We start from the raw sequence: 831 nt of genomic DNA, 5'->3' as shown, positions 1-831 counted from the left end.
GCCCCGGCCCCGACCCACCGCGCCGCGTCCCACGCGAGCCCGTGGGACCGAAGCCCCGGCCGCGACGCCGCGCGACGGCGAGGCTGGTGCCGACGGTCGGCGAGAGGGGTGGGGGCCATGGGCCACGACGTCCGCATCGCGCAGGTTCCGCGCCGCGACCTCGCGGTCGTGCGAGCACGCACGACATTCGCCGAGATCCCCGCGTTCATGCCGACCGCGTTCGAGCGCGTCGCGGCGGTGCTCGGGTCTCGCGGGCTCCTCGGCGACGGTCCCGCGGTCGGGTACTACACCGGGATGGACCCGGCGACGGGCTCGGTCACCGTCAGCGCGGGGTTCGTGGTGGACAGCCCGATCACGGCGGAGGGCGACGTCGTGCCCGACGAGCTGCCCGCGGTCGAGGTCGCGACCACGACGCATCTCGGTCCGTACGACCGGGTGTCGGAGGCGTACGACGCGATCGCCGCCGCGATGGCCCTGCACGGCCGCGAGCTCGACGAGTCGACGATGTGGGAGGAGTACTGGAGTCCGCCGGGGACGCCCGACGACGAGATCCGCACGGTCGTCTCCTGCCCGCTGGTGCCGGCGAACTGACGGCGCGCGCGCACGGGCCGATGGTCGGCCGTGCGTGCGAGCATGGACCTCATGCCCGCCGACCGTACGCCCGACTGGCGGGCCGCCCTCGTGGGCCTCGACGCGGGCGGCGCTGCTCCGGCGACCGACGAGCCGACGGATGCCGCATCCGCGCGCGGAACGGCGGATCTCCGGCCGCTCGGGCTCCAGTTCGAGCTGCGCCGCCGCGTCCGGCGACGCAGCGACGAGTGGCGCGGACCG

Annotated in this window: 2 protein-coding genes; both read left to right on the top strand. The window is 75.9% G+C overall.

Annotation, left to right across the window (positions count from 1 at the left end):
- Positions 1-117 precede the first annotated feature (117 nt).
- The gene (locus tag ESO86_RS17825) at positions 118-591 is read left to right on the top strand and encodes a GyrI-like domain-containing protein (protein ID WP_129236041.1); all 474 of its coding nucleotides are present in this window, start codon (positions 118-120) and stop codon (positions 589-591) included.
- Between the two features lie 51 nt (positions 592-642).
- Positions 643-831 (top strand): hypothetical protein (locus ESO86_RS17820; RefSeq protein WP_165308369.1); only part of this gene is annotated, 189 nt, incomplete at its 3' end.

It is taken from the genome of Agromyces binzhouensis, from assembly GCF_004135055.1.
In the GTDB taxonomy this organism is placed as follows: Bacteria; Actinomycetota; Actinomycetes; order Actinomycetales; family Microbacteriaceae; genus Agromyces; species Agromyces binzhouensis.
This window is presented reverse-complemented; position numbering and strand designations above follow the sequence as displayed.

Coding starts and splice junctions, on each gene's coding strand:
- ESO86_RS17825 (WP_129236041.1), top strand. CDS start 118: ATGGGCCACGACGTCCGCATCGCGCAGGTTCCGCGCCGCGACCTCGCG.